The 20,413-nt window shown below is 71.5% G+C and carries 19 protein-coding genes and 3 pseudogenes; 6 read left to right on the top strand and 16 right to left on the bottom strand.

Annotated features, from left to right (window positions below):
- Positions 1 to 171: 171 nt before the first annotated feature.
- Together SCATT_RS22790 and SCATT_RS22780 are read right to left on the bottom strand one after the other, a co-directional pair.
- Positions 172 to 1,857: a ribonuclease J gene (locus SCATT_RS22790; protein WP_014145526.1), complete on the bottom strand. Its 1,686-nt coding sequence runs from the start codon at positions 1,855 to 1,857 to the stop codon at positions 172 to 174.
- A 778-nt stretch (positions 1,858 to 2,635) separates the two neighbouring features.
- Complete coding sequence (locus SCATT_RS22780; protein WP_173405653.1) at positions 2,636 to 3,196, bottom strand: hypothetical protein; 561 nt, start codon at positions 3,194 to 3,196, stop codon at positions 2,636 to 2,638.
- Positions 3,197 to 3,407: 211 nt separating this feature from the next.
- Here SCATT_RS22780 and trhA point away from each other — a divergent pair.
- The 3 genes and pseudogenes from trhA to SCATT_RS40855 all read left to right on the top strand — a co-directional run.
- Positions 3,408 to 3,753 (top strand): annotated as a pseudogene (gene trhA, locus SCATT_RS39715) (PAQR family membrane homeostasis protein TrhA); the annotation flags it as partial.
- A gap of 10 nt (positions 3,754 to 3,763) precedes the next feature.
- Complete coding sequence (locus tag SCATT_RS39710; RefSeq protein ID WP_041825185.1) at positions 3,764 to 4,105, top strand: hypothetical protein; 342 nt, start codon at positions 3,764 to 3,766, stop codon at positions 4,103 to 4,105.
- An 84-nt stretch (positions 4,106 to 4,189) separates the two neighbouring features.
- A pseudogene (locus tag SCATT_RS40855) lies at positions 4,190 to 4,931 on the top strand (transposase); the annotation flags it as partial.
- 105 nt (positions 4,932 to 5,036) lie between these two features.
- Here SCATT_RS40855 and SCATT_RS22760 read toward each other — a convergent pair.
- The 7 genes and pseudogenes from SCATT_RS22760 to SCATT_RS39705 form a co-directional block, all read right to left on the bottom strand.
- On the bottom strand, positions 5,037 to 5,363 hold the full coding sequence (locus tag SCATT_RS22760) for an SCO5918 family protein (protein WP_014145519.1): 327 nt from the start codon (positions 5,361 to 5,363) through the stop codon (positions 5,037 to 5,039).
- A gap of 50 nt (positions 5,364 to 5,413) precedes the next feature.
- Positions 5,414 to 5,815: a CBS domain-containing protein gene (locus SCATT_RS22755; protein WP_014145518.1), complete on the bottom strand. Its 402-nt coding sequence runs from the start codon at positions 5,813 to 5,815 to the stop codon at positions 5,414 to 5,416.
- A gap of 45 nt (positions 5,816 to 5,860) precedes the next feature.
- Positions 5,861 to 7,357, bottom strand: coding sequence for a DEAD/DEAH box helicase (locus SCATT_RS22750; protein ID WP_014145517.1), 1,497 nt, complete (start codon positions 7,355 to 7,357; stop codon positions 5,861 to 5,863).
- A gap of 346 nt (positions 7,358 to 7,703) precedes the next feature.
- Positions 7,704 to 7,907, bottom strand: coding sequence for a cold-shock protein (locus SCATT_RS22745; RefSeq protein WP_014145516.1), 204 nt, complete (start codon positions 7,905 to 7,907; stop codon positions 7,704 to 7,706).
- 396 nt (positions 7,908 to 8,303) lie between these two features.
- Positions 8,304 to 8,519 (bottom strand): hypothetical protein, encoded by a 216-nt coding sequence (locus tag SCATT_RS38675; protein WP_157894847.1) that lies wholly within the window; start codon positions 8,517 to 8,519, stop codon positions 8,304 to 8,306.
- Between the two features lie 246 nt (positions 8,520 to 8,765).
- Positions 8,766 to 9,008 carry a DUF5302 domain-containing protein gene (locus SCATT_RS36765; protein ID WP_014145514.1) on the bottom strand — a complete coding sequence of 81 codons (243 nt, stop codon included), beginning with the start codon at positions 9,006 to 9,008 and terminating at the stop codon, positions 8,766 to 8,768.
- 208 nt (positions 9,009 to 9,216) lie between these two features.
- Positions 9,217 to 9,455: pseudogene (locus SCATT_RS39705) on the bottom strand (DEAD/DEAH box helicase); the annotation flags it as partial.
- 620 nt (positions 9,456 to 10,075) lie between these two features.
- Between SCATT_RS39705 and SCATT_RS22740 the strand changes: the two are divergent.
- Together SCATT_RS22740 and SCATT_RS22735 are read left to right on the top strand one after the other, a co-directional pair.
- On the top strand, positions 10,076 to 11,137 hold the full coding sequence (locus tag SCATT_RS22740; RefSeq protein ID WP_014145512.1) for a DUF1259 domain-containing protein: 1,062 nt from the start codon (positions 10,076 to 10,078) through the stop codon (positions 11,135 to 11,137).
- Positions 11,138 to 11,351: 214 nt separating this feature from the next.
- Positions 11,352 to 11,711, top strand: a complete 360-nt coding sequence (locus SCATT_RS22735) for a hypothetical protein (protein WP_014145511.1) — start codon at positions 11,352 to 11,354, stop codon at positions 11,709 to 11,711.
- Positions 11,712 to 11,774: 63 nt separating this feature from the next.
- Here the strand turns inward: SCATT_RS22735 and SCATT_RS22730 are convergent, their stop codons facing one another.
- The 7 genes from SCATT_RS22730 to iolC form a co-directional block, all read right to left on the bottom strand.
- Positions 11,775 to 12,317, bottom strand: coding sequence for a hypothetical protein (locus SCATT_RS22730; RefSeq protein WP_014145510.1), 543 nt, complete (start codon positions 12,315 to 12,317; stop codon positions 11,775 to 11,777).
- On the bottom strand, positions 12,314 to 13,468 hold the full coding sequence (locus SCATT_RS22725; RefSeq protein ID WP_014145509.1) for an ROK family glucokinase: 1,155 nt from the start codon (positions 13,466 to 13,468) through the stop codon (positions 12,314 to 12,316). The genes SCATT_RS22730 and SCATT_RS22725 overlap by 4 nt, the downstream gene beginning before the upstream one ends.
- Before the next feature lie 95 nt (positions 13,469 to 13,563).
- Positions 13,564 to 14,319 (bottom strand): GntR family transcriptional regulator, encoded by a 756-nt coding sequence (locus SCATT_RS22720; protein WP_014145508.1) that lies wholly within the window; start codon positions 14,317 to 14,319, stop codon positions 13,564 to 13,566.
- A 110-nt stretch (positions 14,320 to 14,429) separates the two neighbouring features.
- A complete protein-coding gene (iolD, locus tag SCATT_RS22715; protein ID WP_014145507.1) occupies positions 14,430 to 16,295 on the bottom strand; it encodes a 3D-(3,5/4)-trihydroxycyclohexane-1,2-dione acylhydrolase (decyclizing) in 1,866 nt (621 codons plus the stop codon).
- Positions 16,292 to 17,197, bottom strand: coding sequence for a 5-deoxy-glucuronate isomerase (gene iolB / locus SCATT_RS22710; protein ID WP_014145506.1), 906 nt, complete (start codon positions 17,195 to 17,197; stop codon positions 16,292 to 16,294). The genes iolD and iolB overlap by 4 nt, the downstream gene beginning before the upstream one ends.
- Before the next feature lie 43 nt (positions 17,198 to 17,240).
- Complete coding sequence (locus tag SCATT_RS22705; protein WP_014145505.1) at positions 17,241 to 18,119, bottom strand: Cgl0159 family (beta/alpha)8-fold protein; 879 nt, start codon at positions 18,117 to 18,119, stop codon at positions 17,241 to 17,243.
- A 65-nt stretch (positions 18,120 to 18,184) separates the two neighbouring features.
- Positions 18,185 to 19,150, bottom strand: coding sequence for a 5-dehydro-2-deoxygluconokinase (gene iolC / locus SCATT_RS22700; protein ID WP_014145504.1), 966 nt, complete (start codon positions 19,148 to 19,150; stop codon positions 18,185 to 18,187).
- Positions 19,151 to 19,402: 252 nt separating this feature from the next.
- Here iolC and SCATT_RS22695 point away from each other — a divergent pair, with 252 nt between their 5' ends.
- Positions 19,403 to 20,413, top strand: coding sequence for a substrate-binding domain-containing protein (locus tag SCATT_RS22695; protein WP_014145503.1), 1,011 nt, complete (start codon positions 19,403 to 19,405; stop codon positions 20,411 to 20,413).

Raw genomic sequence — 20,413 nt, 5'->3', positions numbered from 1 at the left:
GCAGCGCTCCCGCCACCGGGCCCCCCGGGCGCGTCCGGGCGAAACCCGGGCGCGATTCGTACGGGCCGACCCGGTGGGCCGGTGATGAGGCTGGACATCAGGACCGACTCGTCGCCGAGTTTCACCTCGTGCACATCGGCGTCCGACCCCGGACGCCTGCCTGGGTGTGGCTCAGGCGTCGATGACGACGGGGATGATGAGGGGCTTGCGGCGATAGGTGCGGAACGCCCAGTTCGCCACGGCGCGGGCGAGGAGTTGTTCGAGTTGGCGCGCGTCCCCGACGCCTTCCTCGGCCGCGGTGGCCAGGGTCTTCTCGATGACGGGGATGACCGGCTCGAAGGTGGCGTCGTCGTGGACGAAGCCCCGGGCCAGGAAGTCGGGCGCCTCGGCCAGGGCGCCGGTGTCCGCGTCGACGATCGCCACCACCGTGACCACGCCTTCGGCGGCGAGGGTGAGGCGGTCCTTGAGGGACGCTTCGGTGGCGCCGCCGACTTCCATGCCGTCCACGTAGACGTTGCCGGCGGGGACCTTGCCGGTGATGGATGCGCGTCCGTCGACCAGGTCGACGACGACGCCGTCCTCGGCGATGACGACCCGGTCGGGGTCGACACCGGTACGGATGGCGAGGTCGGCGTTGGCCCGCAGGTGGCGCCATTCGCCGTGCACGGGCATGACGTTGCGGGGCTTGACGATGTTGTAGCAGTAGACGAGTTCGCCGGCGCTGGCATGCCCGGAGACGTGCACCTTGGCGTTGCCCTTGTGGACCACGTGGGCGCCCCACCGGGTGAGTCCGTTGATCACCCGGTAGATGGCGTTCTCGTTGCCCGGGATGAGGGAGCTGGCGAGCAGGACGGTGTCGCCCTTGCCGATGCGGATCAGGTGGTCGCGGTTGGCCATCCGTGACAGCGCGGCCATCGGTTCGCCCTGGGAGCCGGTGCACACCAGAGCGATCTTGTGATCCGGGAGCTTCTCCAGCTCCTTCGTGCTCACCACCAGACCGGAGGGGACCTTCAGATAGCCCAGGTCACGGGCGATGCCCATGTTGCGGACCATCGACCGGCCGACGAAGGCGACCTTGCGGCCGTGCTGGTGGGCCGCGTCCAGGACCTGCTGGATGCGGTGCACATGGCTGGCGAAGCTGGACACGATGACCCGGCGCGGCGCGGTGCGCATCACCTGTTCGATCGCCGGGTTCAGCTCTCGCTCAGAGGTGGTGAAGCCGGGTACTTCGGCGTTGGTGGAGTCGGTGAGGAACAGGTCCACGCCCTCTTCGCCCAGGCGGGCGAAGGCTCGCAGGTCGGTGATGCGGTCGTCGAGAGGGAACTGGTCCATCTTGAAGTCGCCGGTGTGCAGCACCATCCCGGCCCGGGTGCGGATCGCGACCGCGAGGCTGTCGGGGATGGAGTGGTTGACCGCTACGAACTCGCAGTCGAAGGGCCCGAAGCCGCGCCGGTCGCCCTCCCGCACCCGCACCGTGCGCGGCCGGATGCCGTGTTCCTTGAGCTTGGCCTCCAGGAAAGCCAGCGTCAGCTTGGAGCCGACGACCGGAATGTCGGACCGTTCGCGCAGCAGGTATGGCACGCCGCCGATGTGGTCCTCGTGGCCGTGGGTGAGGACGACGGCCACGACGTCGTCCAGCCGGTCCCGGATCGAGGTGAAGTCCGGCAGGATCACGTCCACGCCTGGCTGGGTCTCCTCGGGGAACAGCACGCCGCAGTCGACGATGAGCAGCTTGCCCGCGTGCTCGAAGACGGTCATGTTGCGGCCGATCTCCCCCAGGCCGCCCAGGGCGATGACCCGCAGCCCTCCTTCGGGAAGGGGCGGGGCGGCTTTCAGCTCGGGGTGCGGATGACTCATACCCTGACCGTACCCGGAGAGCGGGATAGGGTGATCCATTACCTGTTCGATCTCTTCCTCCCGACAGGGTCGGGGCACCACAACGGGTGTCCGGGGACGATCCGATGACGCCGGCGGCCGGACAGGGAGGGAGGGATCAAGGCGGTACCGTCTTCGGTGGGTCTGCCGTGAGCCCGGTGGTGCCAGCGAGGATCTCGTGCCTCTTGTCGTGGTGGCCGGCCGCCGCGCCCTCCCGGTGCGCCTCGTCGCCGGGCCACTCGGTGTACAGCAGTGCCCGAGTGCGTCGGCGCTGTGCGGGAGGTGCGCCCGGTCTTGCCCCGGCTGCCCGCCGTCCCTCGGCTGGGCGGCGATCACGGCGTCCGTGAAGGCGCGCCGCCACTCGACTCCATGACGTCCAAGGCCGCGGTGACCTGGCAGCCGGGCGTGTGAGTCTCGTCGGCTACCGCGAGACCGAGGTACCGGCGGTATCGAGACGGCCCCGCGAGGGCGGCTGTCAAGCCGCTGCCCTGCAGTTACGGGTCGTAGGCGGCGTCACCGGCCCTCTGTGCGCAGGTCAGCACAGTGTCACCGTCGGTGCTCAGGAACCAGGACAGTGCGGCGAGCCCGTGCGCCCACGGGCCGCAGCCGTGCCATTGCGAACTCGTCCTCTCGGCAAGGGCCAACTGACCGACGCCTCCCACCACCACCGTCCGAGTCGTGCCCGGATTCGTTCGATCAAAGGTCACTGCTCGAACGTCCCGAATTATTCGGATGCTTGGGTGTGCCGGCGCGGCCGGGGTCAGACACTCGTCCATGCTTCGATGAAGGCGTTACGTCCGGCCGCATCGGGCGACTTGTGGTCCGCGTGAAGGACGCGCCAGGCGGTGAGTTCCAGGTCCCGGAGCCACAGTTCGCCGATGACCTGTGTTTTGAGATCAGGGAGGTGGTCGGACTCGGCGAGCGCCTGGCCGATCACCTCTGCGGCCGCAACGCGCTGGGGAGGCGTCATCTCGTCTACGGCCGAGAGGATCTGTCCGGCCAGACCGGTTCCCTCTCCGGCCAGCGAACGCAGCACCATGTCCTTGATATTGGTCGGCAGCAGGTAGGCGGTGCCCGAGGATCTCCACAGGTTCGACCAAAAGGGTTCTCCTGCGTCGGTGGGGGCGGGGAGCGCGGCCAGCAGTCCGAGGAGGTGCGCGGTGGCCGCGTAGCCATCGGAGTGCGCCGCCGCGAGGACCGCTATGCAGGCGACACGCTCCACGTCGAAACGGCCGGTTACGAATTGTGAGGGCAGCCCCAATCTTTGTTCCAGCTGGTCTGCGAGGGGGGCGGATGCGTGGGAGGGGAACTCGGGAAGCATCGGCGGTCCTTGGGCGTAGGTGGGCGGAGATACGCACTCGGAAACCTTGGTTCTTCCCATGGCCAGGCGACTTACACGGCTTCCGCAGGCCCAGTTGGTGGCGAGACCGACCTTGAGGGGCTGTCACGGGCAGGCTCTTAGCACATGATCGGATGGTTGCCGATGATGCCCAGAAGAACGGGACAGGACGGGAAGTTGTGTCTGGGACGCCGTGGCTCGGACCCAGCAGGCGGCCCTGGCCTGCACCGTGTACTCCGTCACCGCCTGGCTGCTGTTCGGGCGAGCGCCGTCTACCACCTCGGTACCTGGGGGCCGATGGGCGAGGCCGTCCTGCGTCGCCTCGATCACGCCAACATCTTCCTGATCACCACCGGGACCAGCACCCCTCTGGCCGTGCTCCTCCTCCCTCCCGACCGGCGAAACCTGCTGCTGTGGATCGTATGGACGGGCGCGCTGACCGGTATCGCCTTCCGCGTGCTGTGGGCCAACGCTTCCCGCTGGCTGTACGCCCCTGCTACCTGGCCCTGGGGTGGGCACCGGTGCGTTACCTGGCCGAAGCCTGACGAGCTGCTCGTTGCGATAGCCGCCCTTGTGGAGTCCGGGCAGAGCAATCAGATGTCCCTGACCGTGGTCACCAGTGGTGCTGTCATCACCGGTCGGCTGGCTCCGGAAGCCATGTGGAGGCAGAGGGTGTCTGAGGTGCTGACGGACTCCGCCGACCTGGGCGAGTTCTCCCCCGTCTTCGACACCCCCGCGAGGAAGGACGGACCGCCCACGCATCTGCATTTCCACGGCGCCCGGATCCTGCAGGGTACGGTGGGGATCCCGGAGACAGGCGGGATGTACCGCGTCGCGATCAAGGACGTCAGTGCCTGGACCGTGGGCGACTTCAGCTACTCCGACCACTGACCCACCGACCCACGGCACCCAGTGAAGCCCCACCGGCACGCTTCCGTTCTAGTGGTCGTCGCAACACCCAGTCCAGGGGGTGCGATGGACTTCGAGATCCGGAAAGATCTGCGGCCTCAGGGGCCCAGGAGGTTGAACCCTGAGCGGGAGGACACCTTCGGCTCGTGGATCTCTGAATAGGGAACACGGAAGCCTGCCGGCTCATCGGCATCAACCGCCGCACCCGCAAGCGTCGGTTCTACGGCCGGCAGGCATCCGCGAGGTACAGGGCAGCCCCGCCCCTCGTGGACACGGGGCTGCCCTGGCAAACAGCCGAACCCCCGGCTCGCCCTGAGGAACCCGTCGGCCCGTCGCGCTACCTCACCGAGGCCGACCGCATCCACATCGCTGACCGGCTCCGGGAGAAGGCGTCCGTCCGGGCCATCGCGGTCGAGCTGGCCGCAATCCCTCCACCGTAAGCCTGGAGATCCGCCGCAACCACGCGCTCATGTCAGGCGGCGGCTGGTCCCGTCCGCACGCCACCCAGCGCCGCACGGACGCCCGCGAACCGCGCCCCAAGCCCGGCAAGATCGCCCAGAACCCCAGGCTGCGGGACTTCCTCCAGGGCCACGTGACCCGGCGGTGGAGCCCGGAGCAGATCTGCCAGGCTCTACGGGCACGTTTCCCCGACCAGCCGGAGATGCACGTGGTCCACGAGACGATCTACCAGGCGCTTTACGTCCAAGGCCGCGGGGAACTGAGGCGCGAGCTGACCCGGGCCCTGCGGACCGGACGCGCCACCGAACTCAACAGCCGCCCACGCAGAACGCTCGACTGGGAGCCCCCAGCCGAGCGTCTGTCTGAACTGCTCGCGGCTTGATCAACTCACCGCAGTGTTGCTACGCCCCCTGGAATTGCCCCATGCCGGTGGGGCCTCACTGCTCGGTTCGGCTCACACCTGTCCGTACGTCAGGCGGACAGGGGGAGCGCCGAGCGTTGCGGACGCCGGCCCGTACGGGCCGGCCATGGGCGCGGTTGCGGCGGCGGGGCGGGTGCGGCAGGTGAAGCCGAGTTGGGTCATGGCCCTGAGGACTTCGCCGGTGCTGAAATCGCGGCGGTCCTGGCGGGTGATGACCTGGCCGACCTGCTTGGCGGGGTAGTGGCGTCGTCCGATGATGACGAACTCACTGGTGACCAGCTCAGGTGTGACGCCCTTCATCGATTCCACCACGCCGCTCTTGGTCAGGTCGAACAGGAAGCGGGCGATGACACAGCGCATGATGCCTCCAGCGGGGAAGAGAAGACAGGGCCGGGTAGGGTGACGGCGGTTCAGCGAGAGAGGGCGAGGACGCCCAGAGCGTTGCCGTGTCCGTCGACCACGGGCGGGGCCCCGAGCCGGCGGCAACGCATCGCACGCTCGGCTTCGGCCCTCGTGGCCAGCGGCGAGGCGAAGGGCCCGATGACGTCGGCGATGTCACGCAGGCGGATCCGGTCCGTGTATCCGGAGCCGTCACGAACGGCATTGAGCCGGTCCCGGGTGACCAGGCCGGTGCACGTACCGTCCTCGTCGCAGACGACCAGCTGACCTGTACGGGCGGCGGCCATCACGGACAGTGCCACCTCCACGGTCATGTCCTCCCAGACCTGCGGTCCGGCCGCGTCCGCGGGATCGGCCGCTGTCTGCACGGCGTTGGTACGTGTTGAGCGGAACTGCGTCCGGTCCAGCGTCAAAGGGTGCCTCCTGCGAAGTTGGGCGGGCTTCCTGACACGAAGGTTCTATGCCGCCGCACCGGCGGTGGACTGCCGTACGGGCGCGCGGCGGGCCGCCGAGACGGGGCGGCGTCGGCCGCGTGAGGTGGCGCCGCGCTTCTTGGGGCGTTCGACCACGGGTGCGGTGATGACGACCGGGATGCCGGAGGGGGCCTGGGCGCCGGTGATGCGGTGCAGGGCCTCTTCGCCGACGCGGACCTGGGTGGTCTGCGGCACGATGCCGGCCGCTGCCATGAGGCGGGTCATGCCGCGGCGCTGGTTGGGGGTGACCAGGGTGACGACGCTTCCGGACTCTCCTGCGCGGGCGGTGCGGCCGCCGCGGTGGAGGTAGTCCTTGTGGTCGGTCGGCGGGTCGACGTTGACGACGAGGTCGAGGTTGTCGACGTGGATGCCGCGCGCCGCGACGTTGGTCGCTACCAGCACATTGACGTGTCCGGTCTTGAACTGTGCCAGCGTGCGGGTGCGCTGTGGCTGTGACTTCCCGCCGTGCAGGGCGGCGGCCCGTACCCCGCTGTTCAGGAGGTGTTCGGTGAGGCCGTCGACGGCGTGCTTGGTGTCGAGGAACATGATCACGCGGCCGTCGCGTGCGGCGATCTGGGTGGTTGCCGTGTGCTTATCGGCGCCGTGAACGTGGAGCACGTGGTGCTCCATCGTCGTGACCGCGCCGGCCGAGGGGTCGACGGAGTGCACGACGGGATCGCTGAGGTAGCGGCGCACGAGCAGGTCGACGTTGCGGTCGAGAGTGGCGGAGAACAGCATGCGCTGGCCTTCGGGGCGGACCTGGTCGAGAAGGGCGGTGACCTGCGGCATGAAGCCCATGTCGGCCATCTGGTCGGCCTCGTCGAGGACGGTGATGGAAACCTGGTTCAGCCGGCAGTCACCGCGGTCGATGAGGTCTTTGAGGCGTCCCGGTGTGGCGACGACGACCTCGGCACCACCGCGCAGCGCGCTCGCCTGCCGGCCGATCGGCATTCCGCCCACCACCGTGGCCAGCCGCAGCCTCACGGAGCGGGCGTACGGGACGAGCGCGTCGGTCACCTGCTGCGCCAGCTCACGCGTGGGTACAAGGATCAGCCCCAGCGGCTGCCTTGCCTCGGCGCGCTGCCCAGCCGTACGGGCCAGCAACGCCAGCCCGAAAGCGAGGGTCTTGCCGGAGCCGGTGCGGCCACGGCCCAGTACGTCGCGGCCGGCGAGGGAATTCGGCAGGGTCGCGGCCTGGATCGGGAAGGGTACGGTCACGTCTTGCGAGCTGAGCGCGCTCAGCAGCGCCCCGGGCATGTCGAGATCGGCGAAGCCCTCCACGGCGGGGAGCGCGGGAGTGATCGTCCTGGGCAGCGCGAACTCCCCCTGGGCCGCGGCGGGCCGGCGGCCGTAACCACCGGAACGGCCCGGCCCGCCGGAGCGGCTCCTGGCCGACGAGCCGAATCGGCTGCCGCCCCTGCCGGAGTCGGTACTGCCGTTACGGGTGCGGGTGAAGCGGTCGTTCGTGCGTGTGCGGTTCATGCGGAACCTTCCTCGATACGGCACATATCAAGGAATTCCCGCAGCGATCAGCAGCACAGAGAATTGCAAGAATGGACCGGTGGAATACGGAAGCGAATCTGACCGACGAAAAATCCGTGCGGCACAGGAGCTGGAATGAGTGGCGCGAAGCGGACGCAATGTTCGGGCGTCCGCCGCGATGGAGCCATGAAGGGATGCGTGCACCCCTGAAGGATGCCCCGTATGCGGCGAGCCTACGGGTCTCCTGGTTGTCTTCCGCAGGCGAAACCACTGCGGAAAATACGCGTAGCTGGGGCCCGCACCCCGAAGGACGCGGGCCCCAGCTACAACTACGCGACAGTCAGTGTCAGGCGAGAACGATGTTCTCGGCCGTCGGGCCCTTCTGGCCCTGCGCGATGTCGAAGGTCACCTTCTGACCCTCCAGCAGTTCGCGGAAGCCCTGGGCAGCAATGTTGGAGTAGTGGGCGAACACATCAGCGCCACCACCATCCTGCTCGATGAAGCCGAAGCCCTTTTCCGCGTTGAACCACTTCACGGTACCAGCAGCCATATCATTTCTCCTTTGGGGCAGTGCATCGGGATCCGCACTGCACGGACCCCGTGTCGCCGCGATGATCACCCCGCCGGGAAAAAGACCGGATAACAAAAGTGCTTCCAGTGGCACAGGCGCCGCCCGGAGAGCACTTGAAGTTTTGGGAACCACAACTGCAACTGAGATCGACAGTAGCACGCCGAAGCGGCCTGTGGACGGTGAAGAGTCCCACCACACTTAATGCGGTAGAGAATCTGTCTGCCTGTCCCGTTGAAACCTCAGCTCGCGGGTACAGATTTTGACCCAGCCGAAGCGCAACGTTTCGGGAAGTTTTGGGGGCGCGCCCCGCGTAAGGGCTGCTCCCCCAAGGGATGGTGCGGGCGGGCGTGGAGATCAGGGTGACTCCGGCAAGCGTCACGGCCCGTCTCCGGCGCACGCACGGGAGCGGCCATATCGAAGACCATCAAGGACCAGACCGTCGATCAGCTCGGTGGAAACAGCAGCATCCTGGTGCGGCAAGACGCCGTGAGCACGAGGAAACGGCGGCTGACGGATCAGTACCTGACCCTCGACGACCTTCACCAGCGGGAACGCGTTCTGAAGCAGGCGGCGCAGCTGGTCTTCAGCCATGCCTTCGTGGAAGAGACGGTGCTGTGGCGCGCCGTACGAGCCTCAGGCCCGGACGGCGAGGAACTGACGACAGCCGCAGTCATTTTTCACAGCGGTACAGGGGCACGCAACCCTCAGACGAGTCCCCCGGCTATGCCCCGCCCGCAACGCGCGCACGGGCATGCGCACGTCGCGGGCCACTGCACGGGACGCGCGAGTGGATAGCGCGAGTGCCGGTGAAGCGGTTAGATCGCGGGACTCATCGACTCAGCCGCCGCTCTTGCGCCTGAACGACCGCTGGCTCGCAGCCGGGCCGTGCGCCGAACGCACCTTTGATGCATCGGACTTGGCGGCCGTATCAGCGGCATCCGCCTGCACACCGCGCTTGCGCGCCAGGGCTTCGCGGAACTTGCGCTTGAGGTCGTAGTTGCCGTCGCTGTCCGGCTCCAGAGGGGACGTCTCGGGGGCAGCCGGCTCCGAACCTTCCGTAGATACGGGCTCTGCGGTCATGGTGACCTCCTGGGTTCGGGGGGGGGTGGCAAGCACAGCTTGTCATACCGGGCGCAGTGCGAGGCGCCGGCAACATCGTCCTGCTCCGTTTCGGCGGGCATCCCTATCGCGGCCAAAGGCGTTGACTTCGTAGGGGAGGTACACAGGACGGCTTCGGGTCGGGCCGAGGGTTGTCGATCCCGTGGCCAGGCTGCCAGGGCAACGGTTCTCAGCCGTTTCGATGCACGAGGGCGGCCCAGCGGGCCTCGGCGAGCTTGCGGGCCTCGCCCGCCTTTCGGGACTTGCCGCCGGCGCCGCGGGAGGTGCCCTTGCCGGTGCCGAGGCCGTGGAGGGAAGCGTTGGTGTTCTTGGGTCGGGGGACGGCGGGCTCGCCGTCGAGCGGGATATCCCGGAGGGAGTCTTGGCGCCGGTGATCCGGCTCAGCTCCGCCTCGCCCGAGCGCACCCTTCGACTTTGCAGGGGCGAAGGCTATGACTGTTGGTCGCCAAGGGCCCCGGCCGGATTTGCCGAGCACTCGACGCGAGGGCGCAGGGAGGAGAACCCGGGGGCAGCGGTGCCGACGCCGGAGCTGCAGCACACCCGCCCGGAAGCCCCCGCCGGCCGCGCCTGTAGGAGCTTGCCGTCGAACGCAGCTCTCACCGGCGCTCTCACACGTCTGTCACCCACTACGTCGACTCCCCCGGACCGCCGTTGCCTGACCTGCTGTTACGCGCCCGCCCTGGACTGACGTGGACGCCCGAAGACGGTCTCTACAACCTGTGCCACGTGGTACCCAGTGAGGGACCCAGGACCAGGACGGGGGCGTCTTCCGGCCCGTCGAGGCGGTACTGCAGGCTGTGTCCCGGCAGGTGGCGTCGGTGGTGCCGTCGCGGGGGTAGGCCAGGGCGGTGGCGGTGGGGTGTCCAGGTGATGCCGGTCCCGGGTGTGCGGGAAGGGTTCACTCGGAGCAGGGCGTGTCTGCCGGACCGCGGGTGCGTGGTCCGGCGGCCGGATTGCTCCCACCGACCGCTGTGGCCCGGTCCGCCGCTCGCCGCGGCGGCCCTCGGCCCGACATGCCGAGGATCGACATGCCCGCTTTCTCCTTCGGGGCGGCCAAGGGCCGCTGCCTGCGGGTGGTCCTCGCGGCCACGGTCTGCGCCGCCGCCATGACCACGGCCCCGGCCACGGCGTCGTCGTCGCACCGGCACCGTTCCGCGCACGCGCGCGTACGCCTGACGGGGCGGCACGCGGTGGCGGGCCGCCGCCGGACGTGCTCCCGGGTCCAACGGCCGGAGGAGACCACCGAAGCGGACTGGGCGCCCGTCGCACAGGCCCTGGGCCGCCACGGGGTACTGCGCGACAAGGTGACCTTCGGTGTCCTGCTCCCCCGGGGCGATCTGAACGTCACCACGCACGGGGTCACCGTCGTCGCTCCGCTGGCGCTGGCCGGCAGCGCCGCGTTCGTGCGGTACTGCGACGGCACCATGCTCATGGGCGACCTCGTGCTCACCGCCGACGAGGTCGACAGGACCGTCGACGCCCTGCACGCGGCCGGGATCGAGATGACCGCCCTGCACAAGCACCTCGCCGAGGAGAACCCGCCCACCTGGTGGGTCCACTTCCACGCGATGGGCGATCCGGTCGCCCTGGCCCGGGGGCTCAAGCAGGTCCTCGCCGTCACCGCGACCCCCGCCGCGGTCCCGCACCGCCAGGACCCGGCCCGTCCCCTGGAGTTGGACACCGCCGCCATCGACCGGGAACTCGGCCGCAAGGGCACCGTCGCGGGCAGCGTCTACGTGGTCTTCGTCGACCGCCGCCGACCGGTCGTCATGCACGGCCACGTCCTCCCCGGTTCGACCGGCTGCAACACCGCGCTGATGTTCCAGTCCCTGGGCAAGGACCAGGCGGCCGTCAACGGCGACCTCATCCTCACCGCCGACGAGGTCCAGCCCGCCGCCCACGCGCTGCGCGCCCACGGCATCCGGCTCGTCGAACTCCACAACCACATGCTCGACGAACGGCCCCACGTCTTCTTCCTGCACTTCTGGGCCACGGGCAACGCCACCGACCTCGCCCGTGCCCTGCGCGCCGCCCTCGACACCACCCGCCTCGCGCCTCCCACCGGCGCCCGCCCCGCGCACCACGTCTGAGCCGCACGGACGGGGCGGTCGCCGTCACCCCGTTGGCCTACCGCCGGCCGCGGTGGCCGGGCCCGGGATCAGGCGTGCGGACGGCCGGGGCGACGCGGTGACGAGTTGCCGATCCACCGGGAGCCGCTTTCCTGTAGGTGCGTAGTGTCCACGGCATGTGTCGCCCCGCCCACGTCTTCCACGGCGCGGACGGGCGCCGGCGGAAAGGCACGCCATGCAAGGCAAGAAGATCCTCATAGCCGTCGCCGCGACCGCTGCGGCCGTCACAGCGGGCACCCCGGCGGCCACGGCAGCACCAGCACCGGCCCCCACCGCGCACAGCGGCGCACGGGCACCCTCCCCCGACTCACCCACCCGCCACGCCCTCGGCGACCCGGGCCCCGGCTACCACAAGTGCGGCTACCCGTGCGTCCTGTGCGACCCCGGCTGCCACTACGGGAAGGACCCCGCGCCCGCCAACCAGCGCGCGAGCGACCCGGCCGCCGCACCGCAGAACACCAAGGTCCCCTACGGCCTGGTGGGCGCCGCCTGGAACCTGGTCGACAGCCTTCTCAGCGTCCCCGTCCGACACTGACCCGGGCTTCACGCCCCGGCCCCGCCGCCGTGCCCCGGCGGCGGGGCCGGGGCGTCTTCCCGGTCAGTGGAAGGCGACCGAGGAGATCACGTACACCGCCGGCTTGTCGGGGTCGTCCAGGTTGACCATGACGCGGTGGGCGGGGGCCTGGCCGGACCGGGGGAGGGTGGCGCCGGCCCAGTGGTGGCCGGGGGAGAACGTCCAGCCGACGCGGCGGGCCTGGTCGGCGGGGATGGCCTGGCCGGATTCGGTCAACCCGGCGCGGCTGGTGCCGAGTTGGGCCAGGAAGGTGTCCAGGCCGCCGCCGGTGGTGGTGAACTGGACGAAGAGCGAGCTGCCGCGCCAGGCGTTGGACTCGAAGTAGGCGACCTTGGTGGCGTTGTAGGGGATCGGCACCTGGTAGATGCTGCGCTGGGTGCGGGCCGGCCAGTCGGCCACCAGTCCGGCCATCTCCGCCTTGAGGGTCTTCTCGCCGTCGGTGTCGCGGCTCTGCAGGCCGGCGACCACCCCGTACCCGGCCGGGATGGCGATCAGCAGGGCGCCGACCACCAGCCGGCCGATCCGGGCGCGGCGGGTGGGTACGGCGGCGGGGCGGGCGGCGGTCACCGGTCCACCGTCCCGGTGGCGGCGGGGCGGGCCTGGCCGGCCCGCTGGTAGCGCTCGACCCGGCGCCGGTTGGTGCGGCGGAACCGGCGGGCCACCAGCCGGGCCAGGTCGGCGGCGCCCACCATGCCCGCCTCCGGGCCGAGCTGCGCCTTGGCGATCCGGGCCTCCGGGCGGTAGCCGCGGCCGGTCAGATGGCGCCGGAAGGCGTCCCGGGCCGGGCCGATCAGCAGGTCGTCGGCGGCGCTGACGCCACCGCCGATGACGAAGCAGGACGGGTCGAGGGCGGCGGCGAGGTTGGCCAGCCCGACCCCGAGCCACTGGCCGATGTCCTGGAACAGCTCGACGCACATGGCGTCGCCGGAGCGGGCCAGCTCGGTGATGAGCGGCCCGGTGATCTCGCCGATCTGGCCGCCCACCCGGTCGATGATCCCGTAGGCCACCGGGGACTCGGCGGCGGCCAGCTCACGGGCCTCGCGCACCAGCGCGTTGCCCGAGCTGTACTGCTCCCAGCAGCCGCGGTTGCCGCACGGGCAGCGGTGGCCGCCGGGGACCACCTGCATGTGACCGAACTCACCGGCCACCCCGTACCGGCCGCGCTTGACCCGGCCGTCCTCCAGGATGGCGCCGCCGATCCCGGTGCCCAGGGTGATCATCACCAGGTCGTCCTCGCCGCGGCCGGCCCCGAAGCGCCATTCGGCCCAGGCGGCGGTGTTGGCGTCGTTGTCCACCATGACCGGGACCAGCAGGCGGGTCGCGAGCCGGTCGCGCAGCGGTTCGTCGCGCCAGGACAGGTGGGGGGCGAAGAGCACCCGGGAGCGGTCGGCGTCCACCCAGCCGGCCGCGCCGATGCCCACCGCGTGCACGTCGTGGCGTTCCGACAGGTCGAGCACCAGCTCCACGATGGTGTCCTCGACCACCTTGGGGCTCTTGGACTTGTCGGGGGTCTCGGTGCGCACCTTCTCCAGGATGGTGCCGTCGGCGTCGACCACCCCGGCCATCACCTTGGTGCCGCCGATGTCGATGCCCACGGTGGGTACCCGGGGGGCGGTCAGGTGCGAGCGGCGCTCCCGCCGGCCGACCGCCTGGACGGTCTGCAGAACGGTGGCTCGCGCCGCGCCCGTACGGGGGACACGCTCGCGGTGGACGCTCAAGGGATTCTCCGGGTCGGGGGCTCGCCCTGTCGATTCTGCCTCACCGGGGCCACCGGGCGCACGACGCACCCCGGACACCCCGCCCGGCCCCCGGTTCAGGGCCGCACCAGCAGCTGGAACTCGAAGGCGTAGCGGGAGGCGCGGTAGACGTGGGTGCCGTACTCCACCGGGCGCCCGGTGTCGTCGTAGGTGGTGCGTTCCATGGTGAGCAGGGCGGCGCCGGCCGCCTCGCCGAGCAGTTCGCCCTCCGCCAGGTCCGCGGTGCGGGCGCCGACCGCCTGGCGGGCGCTGTGCAGGGTGATCCCGGCGGCCCGCAGCAGCCGGTACAGGCCGGTCTCCTCCAGTTGCCCGGTGTCCAGGTCGAGCAGGTCCGGCGGCAGGTAGTTGCACAGGTGGGCCACGGGTTCGCCGTGGGTGAGGCGGAGCCGTTCGATCACCACGGCGTCGTCGCCCTCGGCGATCCCGAGCGCGGCGGCGGCCTCGGCGGGGGCCGGGGCGGTGGTGTGCCGCAGTACGCGGGTGGCCGGGTTCTGCCCGGCGGCCTGGAGGTCGTCGTAGAGGCTGCTCAGTTCCAGCGGGCGTTTGACCTGGCTGTGCACGACCTGGGTGCCGATGCCGCGGCGGCGCACCAGCAGCCCCTTGTCGACCAGGGAGGAGATGGCCTGGCGGACGGTGGGCCGGGAGAGCCCGAGCCGCCCGGCGAGCTCGATCTCGTTGCCGAGCAGGCTGCCCGGGGAGAGCCGGCCCTGCTCTATGGCGCTCTCCAGCTGCTGGGCGAGCTGGTAGTAGAGCGGTACCGGGCTGGACCGGTCGACGTGGAGACCGAGGGCCGCGGGGACAGGCTTGGACACGGGGCGAGCGTATCCGGCCGTGCGGACGACAGGAAGCGCGGACGTCCCATTGTCCGGACATGGACCCCGGGCCGCCCGCGGCCCCGGTTCCGTCCCGGCTCCGGGCCGGCTCACAGGTGGCGCCGGCGGGCGGCGGCCCGGCGTTCGTACTCGGCGCGGGCCCGCACCGCGGCCGGGCGGGTGGCGGTCTGAGCCACCGGCACGTCCCACCACGCCTGGGCGGGCGGGGCGGTCGGCGCCGGGTCGGTCTCGACGTACACGCAGGTGGGGCGGTCGGCGGCGCGGGCGGTGGCGAGCGCGGCGCGCAGCTGCCGTACCGTGCCGGCCCGCAGGACGTCCATGCCGAGGCTGGCGGCGTTGGCGGCGAGGTCCACCGGGAGCGGGTCGCCGGTGTAGGAGCCGTCCGGGGCGCGGTAGCGGTAGGCGGTGGCGAAGCGTTCGCCGCCGACCTGTTCGGACAGGCCGCCGATGGAGGCGTAGCCGTGGTTCTGGACCAGCACCACCTTGATGGCGATGCCCTCCTGGACGGCGGTGACGATCTCGCCGGGGAGCATCAGGTAGGTGCCGTCGCCGACCAGGGCCCACACCTGGCGGTCGGGGGCGGCGAGTTTGACGCCGATGGCGGCCGGGATCTCGTACCCCATGCAGGAGTAGCCGTATTCCAGGTGGTACTGGCGGCGGGAGCGGGCGCGCCAGAGCTTGTGCAGGTCGCCGGGGAGCGAGCCGGCCGCGTTGATCACCACGTCCTCGTCGCCGGTGGCCGCTTCGAGGGCGGCGACGAGCTGGCTCTGGGTGGGGGCGGCCTCCTCGTCGGCGACGGACCGGGCGGCGTCGGCGGTCCGTTCCCAACTCGCCTTGCCTGCGCGGTATTCGGCCTCGTAGCCGGGGTCGACCCGGTGGCCGTCGAGTGCGGCGCGCAGCGCGTCGAGTGCGCTGCGGGCGTCGGCGACCAGTGGCAGGGCGCCCATCTTGTGGGCGTCGAAGGGGGCGATGTCGCAGTTGACGAAGCGCACCCGGGGGGCGGCGAACAGGGTGCCGGAGGCGGTGGTGAAGTCGGTCCAGCGGGTGCCGACGCCGATGACCAGGTCGGCGGTGCGGGCGAGGTCGTCGGCGACCGCGGTGCCGGTGTGGCCGACGCCGCCGACCTCGGCGGGGTGGTCGTGACGGAGCGCGCCCTTGCCGGCCTGGGTGGTGGCCACCGGGATGCCGGTGGCGTCGGCGAGGGCGGCCAGCGCCGCCTCGGCCACGCTGTGGTGGACGCCGCCGCCGGCCACGATCAGCGGGCGGCGGGCGGCGCGGACGGCGGCCGCGGCGGCGGCGAGTTCGGCCGGGTCGGGGGCGGGCCGGCGGACGTGCCAGACCCGGTCGGCGAGGAACTCCTCGGGCCAGTCGTACGCCTCGGCCTGGACGTCCTGCGGCAGGGCGAGGGTGACGGCGCCGGTCTGCACCGGGTCGGCGAGCACCCGCATCGCCGCCAGGGCGGCCGGGATCAGCGCCTCGGGGCGGTGCACCCGGTCGAACCAGCGGGAGACCGGGCGCAGCGCGTCGTTGACGCTGAGGTCACCGGCGTGGGCGGGCTCGAGTTGTTGCAGCACCGGGTCGGCGGGGCGGGTGGCGAAGGTGTCGCCGGGCAGCAGCAGGACGGGGAGGCGGTTGATGGTGGCCAGGGCGGCGCCGGTGACGAGGTTGGTGGCGCCGGGGCCGATGGAGGTGGTGACGGCGTGGGTGGAGAGCCGGTCGCACTGGCGGGCGTAGCCGACGGCGGCGTGCACCATGGCCTGTTCGTTGCGGCCCTGGAGGAACGGCATCGCCGCCGCCCCGGCCTCCAGCAGCCCCTGGCCGAGGCCGGCCACGTTGCCGTGGCCGAAGATCCCCCAGCAGGCGGCCACCAGCCGGGTGCGTACCCCGTCGCGTTCGGTGTACTGGTGGGCCAGGAACTCCACCAGTGCCTGGGCGACGGTCAGGTGTCGGGTCATCGGGGCTCTCCGGAGGGCGCGGTGGACGGGGCGGGGTACAGCGGCAGCCGCGGGTCGACCGGGCGCCCGGCCCAGTCGTCGCGGACCCAGGCGTGGTCGGGGTGGTCGCGGATGAGCCATTCCCGTTCGGCGCCGGGTCCGGCCATCACGTTGAGGTAGTACATGTCGTGGCCGGGGGCGGCGATGGACGGGCCGTGCCAGCCGTCCGGGATGAGGACGGTGTCGCCGTGCCGCACTTCGGCGAGCAGTTCGGTGCCGTGGCCGTGGCCGGAGGGGGTGACGCGCTGGTAGCCGAGGCCGGCGGTGCCGTGGGCGGCGGCGATCTCGTAGTAGTAGATCTCCTCCAGCCGGCTCTCCTCGCCGGGCCGTTCCTCGTCGTGCTTGTGCGGCGGGTAGGAGGACCAGTTGCCGCCGGGGGTGAGGACCTCCACCGCGATCAGCCGGTCGGCCTCGAAGACCCCGGCGGCGGCGAAGTTGTTGACCTGGCGTGAGCAGGTGCCGGTGCCGCGCAGTTCCACCGGGACGCCGGAGGCCGGGCCGTAACGGGCGGGCAGCCGGCGGGCGCAGCGGGCGCCGGCCAGGGCGAACCGGCCGCCGCCGGGGCTGGTGAGGCGGGCGCGGGAGTCCCTGGGCAGGTAGGCGAAGTCGGTGACACCGCTGAACACGCTCGTCCGGCCGTGGAGTTGGAGGTCGGCGTCGTCGGTGGTCACCCGGCAGCCGCCGGCCAGCGGGAGCACGATCCACTCGCTGTCACCGGTCTCCAGGGTGTGGCCGCCGCCCGGGGGCAGGGTGAGCACCCGCAGCGAGCAGTGGTCCCAGCCGGCCCGTCGCGGGTCGACGGCCACGGTGTAGGGGCCCTCGGCGGCGCTGCCGGCCGGCAGATGGCAGTGCGGGGTGGACATGGCGTGGGCTCTCCTGGGCGTCGCGGGGCGGGCGGGGGCGTGGTCACAGCAGGGAGACGGCGGTGTCGACCGCTTCCCGCACGGTGCCGTGGGCGGGGTAGAGCAGCGAGCGGCCGACGACCAGGCCGAGGACGGTGGGCAGGGCCAGCGCGGTGCGCCACCGTTCGTAGAGCGCGTCCTGGTCGGGGCCGGCCTCGCCGCCGAGGAGGACGGCGGGGAGGGTGGAGGCGGCCATCACCTCGGCCATCGCCGCCGGGTCGGTGGTGACCGGGACCTTCAGCCAGGTGTAGGCGGAGGTGCCGGCCAGGCCGGAGGCGATGGCTATGGAGCGGGTGACCGCTTCGGCGCCGAGGTCGTTGACGACCTTGCCGTCGATCCGCCGGGAGATGAAGGGTTCGACAAAGACGGGTTTGCGGTGTGCGGCCATCTCGTCGATGGCCCGGGCGGTGCTCACCATGGTGGTCAGCGAACCGGGGTCGGAGTAGTCGATGCGCAGCAGGAGTTTGCCGGCGTCGAGGCCGAGCCGGGCGATGTCCTGGGGGCGGTAGCCGGTGAAGCGGTCGTCGAGTTCGAAGGCGGCGCCGGCCAGTCCGCCGCGGTTCATCGAGCCGATGGCCACCTTGCCGTCGAGGGCGCCGAGCAGCAGCAGGTCCTCCAGGATGTCGGCGGTGGCCAGGACCCCGTCCACGCCGGGCCGCCCGAGCGCCACGCAGATGCGTTCCAGCAGGTCGGCGCGGTTGGCCATGGCGAGCCGGTGGTCGCCGACGGCGAGCGCGCCACGGGCCGGGTGGTCGGCGGCGACGATCATCAGCCGCCCGGTCGGGCCGAGCAGTGGCCGCCGGGCGCGCCGGGCGGCGGCTTCGGCGATGGCCTCGGGGTGCCGGGTGCGCACCGTGACGAGGTCGCTGATGCTGATGCTCAACGGGGGTTGCCTTTCGGTGGGTTGCGTGGCCCGCGACGCGTCCGGGCGGCCGGGGCGGGCCACGGTCAGCCGCGGGCGAGGAGCGCCTCGACCTCGGGCTCGGTGGGCATGGCGGAGGAGCAGGCGAGCCGGGAGGCGACGATGGCCCCGGCCGCGTTGGCGTGGCGCAGCACGTCCTCCAACGGTCGCCCGGCGAGCAGTCCGTGGCACAGGGCGCCGCCGAAGGCGTCACCGGCGCCGAGGCCGTTGACCACCTCGACGGCGACCGGCGGCACCTGGACGGCGGCGCCGTGCCGGTGGCAGGCGAGCACCCCCTCGGGGCCCTGTTTGACCACCGCGAGTTCGACGCCGGCGGCGAGCAGGGCGCGGGCGCAGGCCCACGGTTCGCGTTCGCCGGTGGCGACGGCGCACTCCTCCAGGTTGCCGACGGCGACGGTGGCGTGGGCCAGCGCCTCGGCGTAGGCGGCGCGGGCGGTGTCCGGGTCGTCCCAGAACATCGGGCGCCAGTCGAGGTCGAAGACGGTGACGGCGTCCCGGGGGCGGGCGCGCAGCGCGGTGAGGGTGGCGGCGCGGCTGGGCTGGGCGCACAGTCCGGTGCCGGTCATCCAGAAGACACGGGCGGCGGCGATGGCGTCCAGGTCGAGTTCGCCGGGGTGGATCTGGAGGTCGGGGGCCTTGGGGCGGCGGTAGAAGTAGAGCGGGAAGTCGTCGGGCGGGAAGATCTCGCAGAAGGTGACCGGGGTCGGGTAGGGCTCCACCGGGGTGACCCAGCGGTCGTCCACGCGGAAGTCGCGCAGCGCCTGGTGGAGGTAGTCGCCGAACGGGTCGCGTCCGGTGCGGGAGATCAGCGCTGTGCGGCGGCCGAGCCGGGCGGCGGCCACGGCCACGTTGGCCGCGGAGCCGCCGAGGAACTTCCCGAAGGTCTCCACCCGGGCCAGCGGCACCCCGGTCTGCAAGGGGTACAGGTCCACCCCGATCCGGCCCATCGTGATCAGGTCGTACGGCTCGTCGGTGTCGTACGCCTCGGTCATCGGCTCGGCTCCTTAGCGGGCATGGCGTCTTGGGCGTCAGGTCTAGTACCGGCACCGAAGGGGTGTCAATACTTTGTCCTTACATCCGGACGTCCGGTCGTCGGGCGAAGTCACCGGCGGTGATGTCGAGATGAATTGTTGTCAGGACAAACCCTTGACACCGCACCCGGCAGCCGGTTGGCTCCCCGGTGTCCGCCCGGCACTCCCCTTCCTCCTTCCCCGTTCTCTTCCCACCAGTGAGGTGCAGGACCGATGGAACGCACAGCCAGATCCCGCGGGGCCGTGGTGCTGGCCGCGTGTGCGGCGGGCGCCGTGCTCGTCGCCGGGTGCGCCAGCAGCACCGGCGGCAAACGAGCCCGGGACGCCGCCGGCTCGCTGGCCGCGGGGCACGCCACCACACCCCGGATGAAGGTCGCCATGGTCACCCACGGCGGACCCGGCGACACCTTCTGGGACCTGGTGCGCAAGGGCGCCCAGACCGCCGCCGCCAAGGACAACGTCGACCTGGTCTACGCCAGCGACCCCAACGCCGCCAACCAGGCCAACCTCGTGCAGAACGCGGTCGACCAGAAGGTGGACGGCATCGTGGTCACCCTGGCCAAGCCGGACGCCATGAAGGGGGTCACCGCCAAGGCCGAGCAGGCCGGCATCCCGGTGGTCGGCGTCAACGCCGGGCTGGACGCCTGGCGGGCGCAGGGGCTGCTGGAGTTCTTCGGCCAGGACGAGAACGTCGCCGGCCAGGCCTTCGGCGACAAGCTCAACCAGCTCGGCGCCAAGCACGCGTTGTGCGTCATCCACGAACAGGGCAACGTCTCGCTGGCCGACCGCTGCGCCGGGGTGCGCCGCACCTTCCACGGCACCACGGACCTGCTGTACGTCAACGGCACCGACATGCCCTCGGTGAAGTCCACCCTCACCGCCAAGCTCCAGCAGGACCACTCGGTGGACGAGGTGGTCACCCTCGGCGCCCCCTACGCGCTCACCGCCGCCCAGGCCGTCTCGGACGCCGGCGCCAAGGCCGCGGTGGCCACCTTCGACCTCGACAAGGCGCTGGTGCCGGCGATACGGGCGGGCACCGTGCAGTTCGCCGTCGACCAGCAGCCCTTCCTCCAGGGCTACCTCGCGGTGGACGGGCTGTGGCTGTACAAGAACAACGGTGACACCTCCGGCGGCGGCCGGCAGCCGGTGCTCACCGGACCGGCCTTCGTTGACAAGGACAACATCGGCAGCGTGGCCAAGTACGCCGAGAACGGGACCCGGTGA

The organism is Streptantibioticus cattleyicolor NRRL 8057 = DSM 46488 (assembly GCF_000240165.1).
GTDB lineage: Bacteria > Actinomycetota > Actinomycetes > Streptomycetales > Streptomycetaceae > Streptantibioticus > Streptantibioticus cattleyicolor.
The sequence above is the reverse complement of the archived record's forward strand: the minus strand, read 5'-3'. Positions and strand labels throughout refer to the sequence as shown.